The sequence below is a fragment of the Blautia sp. DFI.6.71 genome (genome assembly GCF_020593585.1).
In the GTDB taxonomy this organism is placed as follows: domain Bacteria; phylum Bacillota; class Clostridia; order Lachnospirales; family Lachnospiraceae; genus Blautia_A; species Blautia_A wexlerae.
In genome coordinates this window covers 1-5,426 of record NZ_JAJDMJ010000092.1, presented here as the reverse complement: position 1 = coordinate 5,426, position 5,426 = coordinate 1, and the positions used below count along the sequence as shown (strand labels likewise).

At 38.4% G+C, this 5,426-nt stretch carries 7 protein-coding genes; all 7 read left to right on the top strand.

Annotated elements, in window-relative coordinates:
- The first annotated feature begins 194 nt into the window (after positions 1-194).
- The 7 genes from LJE12_RS19065 (at position 195) to LJE12_RS19035 (ending at position 5,276) form a co-directional block, all read left to right on the top strand.
- Entirely contained in the window at positions 195-692 is a 498-nt protein-coding gene (locus LJE12_RS19065) for a helix-turn-helix domain-containing protein (RefSeq protein WP_118408932.1), read from the top strand.
- Between the two features lies 1 nt (position 693).
- Complete coding sequence (locus LJE12_RS19060; RefSeq protein WP_008704144.1) at positions 694-1,014, top strand: DUF4258 domain-containing protein; 321 nt, start codon at positions 694-696, stop codon at positions 1,012-1,014.
- Entirely contained in the window at positions 1,014-1,241 is a 228-nt protein-coding gene (locus LJE12_RS19055; protein ID WP_008704146.1) for a type II toxin-antitoxin system MqsA family antitoxin, read from the top strand. Before LJE12_RS19060 ends, LJE12_RS19055 begins: the two co-directional genes overlap by 1 nt.
- Before the next feature lie 41 nt (positions 1,242-1,282).
- Positions 1,283-1,750: a hypothetical protein gene (locus tag LJE12_RS19050; RefSeq protein ID WP_118341692.1), complete on the top strand. Its 468-nt coding sequence runs from the start codon at positions 1,283-1,285 to the stop codon at positions 1,748-1,750.
- A 138-nt stretch (positions 1,751-1,888) separates the two neighbouring features.
- Positions 1,889-2,719, top strand: a complete 831-nt coding sequence (locus LJE12_RS19045) for a hypothetical protein (protein ID WP_008704148.1) — start codon at positions 1,889-1,891, stop codon at positions 2,717-2,719.
- A 429-nt stretch (positions 2,720-3,148) separates the two neighbouring features.
- Positions 3,149-3,691, top strand: a complete 543-nt coding sequence (locus LJE12_RS19040) for a Uma2 family endonuclease (protein ID WP_008704149.1) — start codon at positions 3,149-3,151, stop codon at positions 3,689-3,691.
- Positions 3,692-3,860: 169 nt separating this feature from the next.
- Positions 3,861-5,276, top strand: a complete 1,416-nt coding sequence (locus LJE12_RS19035) for a recombinase family protein (RefSeq protein WP_118341694.1) — start codon at positions 3,861-3,863, stop codon at positions 5,274-5,276.
- Positions 5,277-5,426: the final 150 nt, after the last annotated feature.

Genomic DNA, 5,426 nt, shown 5'->3' with positions numbered 1-5,426 from the left:
TAACAACAAAAAAATGCCGTATTTATGCGGCTTTTGGCGTTTCGCAAACGCCTATCAAGCTTTTGAATTATCTGTGTAATATCACGTCGTCCATTTTCTGTCAACATAAAATTCAATTTTTTTAACTTTTAGGTTTTTATTATTGAACTTTTGCATAATATGTGTTATATTTCAATTACGAAAAGGAGAACATTATGAAGAAAGAAAACACTGCAATTCGTTTAAAAACAATAATGAATATGCGCGGACTTCGGCAGGTTGATATTCTTAATTTGACTGTTCCATATTGTCAAAAGTATAATGTAAAAATGAATAAGTCAGATATAAGTCAATACTGTTCTGGAAAAACAGAGCCTAACCAAGAAAAGCTTTTTATTCTAGGAAATGCATTGAACGTAAGTGAAGCATGGCTTATGGGTTTTGACGTTCCTATGGAAAGAACTCCCTATAAAGCAGAATCTGTTCAGAACTCTTCCGTCTCTGCTCAGTGCAAGGAAATCATAGAAATCTGCAATCAGTTGTCTCCTCATAACCAGAGAAAGGTTCTCGCCTACTCTAAGAACCTTCTCTCCGCCCAGCAGATGGAAGAAGATCTTCTTGCAGCTCATGCCCGGACGGATGTTGAGCAAACACCCGAAGGTGTTCAGCATGATTTGGATATTATGAATGATGATTCAAAATGGGAGGAATGATATGGCATTAGATATATTGGAATTGCGTAAACTATGTATACCTAAAAACATTCGTATTACACTCCACGCAGCTAAAAGGCTGGAACAGCGTAGGATATTCTTAAAAGATGTAATAGCCTGTATTATGAATGGAGAAATCATCGAACAATATCCAGATGATTATCCTTACCCCAGTTGTTTAATTCTGGGGATGAGCATCGAAGATAAATATCTTCATGTAGTCATCGGAAATCACGAATCGGATTTGTTCCTTATAACAGCTTATTTCCCCAGTTTTGATAAATGGGAATCTGATTTCAAAACCAGAAAGGAGAATGCATAATGACTTGTTTTTACTGCAAAGGTAATATTGAATCTTCTACAACAACTTACATGACTGATTATCAGGGATGCTATATCATTATCAAGAATGTTCCTTGTGAAAAGTGTTCTCAATGTGGGGAAGAATATTTAAATGGTGAAACACTTGAACGAATTGAAGAAATTATTCAAAAAGTTAAAGGTATGCTGACTGAAATTGCAGTTGTTGACTACAAGCAAACAGCTTAGAGAGAACCGTTTTATTTTAATCGCTAAAGAGGTGATCCCAATTGAATTACGAACAATTACTGACTGCTGCCGATCAAGAAGGGTTACTTGTTAAAGAACAACCTCTTACTGAACATGATGGCCTGATCCGCGGCAGTCGCATAGCAATCCGAAAGGATATAGAAGCACAAGCAGAAAAATCCTGTGTGCTTGCCGAAGAAATCGGGCATTATCGCACCAGCTCCGGAAACATTTTAGACCAGAATAAGGTAGAAAGCCGAAAGCAGGAATATCGAGCTCGGCTTTATGGGTATAATCTAAAGATTGGACTTACCGGTCTGATCAGCGCTTATGAAGCAGGATGTGGGAATCTTTATGAGATGGCTGAATATCTGAACGCTACGGAAGAATATTTAAAAGAGGCTATACAGTGTTATCATTCTAAATACGGTGTATACGCTGTTGTTGATAATTATGTTATTTATTTTGAACCATTTGCGGTGATACATATGATTTCATCAGCAGATTAAAGAACGGAGCTGTTATTACCAGATTCGCTATTGGAAGAATATAGAGATTTTACTATTGAACAGATGTCTAGAATGACTGGATATCACCAAAAGCTCATAGAACTGCGAATGAGTTCTTGAATACAGGAGGTTTTTCACATGAAAAAGACATTATTAAAATATTTTACAGTTGCCCTAATTACAATCAGCACCATATCTATGCCGCTAACTGTTAAAGCAGCTCAAAAAAGTAACATTTCCATTCGGCCAAATGTAGCATACTCTAAATATGACATCACCGGTGATGGCAAAGCTGATAAAATTCGAATAAATTTCAAGTCGGAATCTTATCTGAACATTGAGGTGAATGGCAAAAAAAGTTTTAGTTTAAACGCCCAAAACATATATCTTGTAAATGCAGATCTTTATACTCTCAATGGAAATAAACATTTTTTGAAGCTAAAATGCCAAGACATTGATAATGATCACATTGATTACGACAAATTATTGACTTATAAATCTGGAAAACTTGTATCTGCTGTCAATTTAATGTCGCATCGTAAAGGTGCTTTCAATGCTCGCCATAATAGTTTTACTCAAAAAGTTGGTGCAAATTACATTCAAATCCGTATGCAGTCAATGCCAGGAGGAGTCGGTTCTATTCAATATACCATAACTTATAAACTTTCCGGAAGCTCTCTGAAGCTTTCCAAAACTACATATCCTGTCACTTATTCCAAATCATACAATCCCCTTCTTGGTGGACAAAATATGTGGAAATGTGCAAAATCATTGAATATAAAGAACGCCCCTAACGGAAATATTATCTATACAACAGATGCTTACGAAGTATGTACTGTAAATAAAATTAAATATTCTGGCGGCAGTGCCTATATATATATCCGGGCTGAGGATGCTGATATTTCTGGATGGGTAAGATGCCCTAATTCCTATACAAGCAGATTTTTTGAAGAATCCCTGTTTATTTAATTATCATTGCATTCAATAATGTCTTCAAAAAGTGCCCTTACTGGTAACAGCAACCAAACATTCTCGTTTGAACAGATGCCTCGAATGACGGGGAATCACCAGAAATTGATTGAATTGAGAATATCTAATAATTCAGATTTAGATCCGAATTATTTAATATTCTTTCACCTTATAAAGACATACATTTCAATGGTCAAAGCATATTTGATGTTTTGGGTTTTCCAAACGATTTGCTTGAACGTTTAAATCAGCTAATCACACAAAAATTCATATAAAAACCGCCCCTGCTGGTAACAGGGACGGATCAAGAATCTCCGAAGAGATCCAGTACTTTAGCAAAGATATTGTATCATCTTCGGAGCAGTTACACAAGTCGAACATTTGTATATATGTGATCACATCAATGGATTAACGAAAGGAGTTTTCATTATGCCATTACCCAAAGAACGGATTTATACAATAGATGACATCTACGCTCTTCCGGATGGCGAACGTGCAGAGCTGATTGATGGGCAGATCTATATGATGGCACCGCCTAATACCAGACATCAGGTAATCGTCGGTGAACTGTATGCTACTATCCGCAATTACATTAAAAGTAAAAACGGATCCTGTAAACCATATGTTTCTCCATTTGCAGTGTTCCTGAATGAAGATAACAAGAACTATGTCGAACCAGACTTAACAGTTGTCTGCTCACCGGACAAAGTAGATGAAAAAGGTTGTCATGGTGCACCTGACTGGGTAATTGAGGTTGTTTCTCCTGCTACCCAGAGTAAAGATTACGGAATAAAGCTGTTTAAATACCGTATGTCCGGAGTCAGGGAATACTGGATCATTAATCCTATGAAGGGGATTGTAAACGTTTACGATTTTGAAAATGAATCGGGTACCGGATTATACTCTTTTGATGATGAAATTCTAGTATGTATATATCCCGATTTATCAATTGTGATCTCTGAATTATTATAATAAAAACCGCCCCTGTTGGTAGCAGGGACGGCTCAAGAATCTCCGAAGAGATTCCGTACTTTGGCAAAGATATTGTATCATCTTCGGAGCAGTTACACAATCAGAACATTTGTGTGGCTGTTATTTTTATACTTAAAATTACATATTTTATAAAACCGAGGTGATATTTATGAGCAGTAAAGTGGCATGTCTTTACATCCGCGTCTCGACAGAGGACCAAACAGAACTTTCTCCTGATGCGCAGAAACGTCTTTTGCTGGATTATGCCCAGAAGAATGACATGATTGTTTCCGGAGACTTTATCTTTACTGAGAGTGTTTCCGGCCGGCATGCACAGAAGCGCCCGGAGTTTCAGAAGATGATTGCCCTGGCGAAGCAGCCCTCTCACCCCATTGATGTGATCCTGGTATGGAAATTCAGTCGTTTCGCCCGTAACCAGGAAGAGTCTATCGTATACAAGAGCATGCTCAAGAAGGATAATGTAGACGTGATCAGTGTATCTGAACCATTGATCGAGGGACCTTTTGGCAGCCTGATTGAGCGCATCATCGAATGGATGGATGAATACTATTCCATTCGATTGTCGGGTGAGGTCTTGCGTGGCATGAAAGAAAAAGCCCTGCAAAAAGGCTATCAGACATCTCCCTGTCTTGGCTATACTGCAGTTGGACATGGAAAACCTTATATCATTAATGAAGCTGAATATGCCATTGTCTCTTATATCATGGACCTGTATGATAATCAGAACTTAGATGAAACAGCTATTGCCAGGCGTTGCAATGATCTCGGATACCGGACAAAACGGGGAAACCTCTTTGAACGGCGCAGCGTTGACCGGATTCTTGGAAATCCCTTCTATTGCGGAACTGTTGTCTGGAACGGAGTGGAATTTGAAGGAAACCATGAGGTACGTCTTTCCAGGGAACGGTACGAAAAACGTCAGAAGCTGATCACTTCCCGGAAACGCCCGGTCAAGGCACGGAATGTCTCTGCCTGTAAGCACTGGCTATCCGGTCTTTTGAAGTGCTCTGTCTGCGGGGCCACGCTTTCTTACACCGGTAATAATAAGTGTCCTTATTTCCAGTGCTGGAAGTACGCAAAAGGATTTCATAAGACTTCTGTTGCCTTATCGGTCAAAAAGGCTGAAGAAGCTGTGATAAGTTATTTTGATCAGATCTTAGATGGGGCAGAATTTACATATGTATGCAAAAAGAAAAAGACCGATCATTCACTGCAGATCGAGCAGCTACAAAAAGAGATCGGTAAGCTCACCATGAGAGAAGGCAGAATCAAAGAGGCTTATGAGGCAGGAGTAGATACTCTGGAGGAATATAAGAATAATAAGGACCGTCTGGTATCAGATCGATTAGAATTGACTGCTGCCCTTTCACAGCTATTACAGGAAGAACAGGCAGAGCAGCCTGACACAGAAGAAATCCTGAAAGAGATCCGTTCTGTTGCGGACGTCCTGAAGAATCCAGACGTAGGTTATGAAGAAAAGGGAAATCTGATCAGAAGTGTTGTAGAGCAGATCATATATGATAAAGAATCCGGAAAAATGTCTTTTGACATCATTATTTCCTGAATTTCAGACCTCTATAAAAAGTGCCATTTCGGTCATTTTAACACTTTCGTAATATTTTTTCAGAATTAAAAATCCCGCAAACCCGCATAAACACTCAATGTCATTAACTTAAAAGCAGAAGATATTTATTCCTAAAAGGATTAGATATCT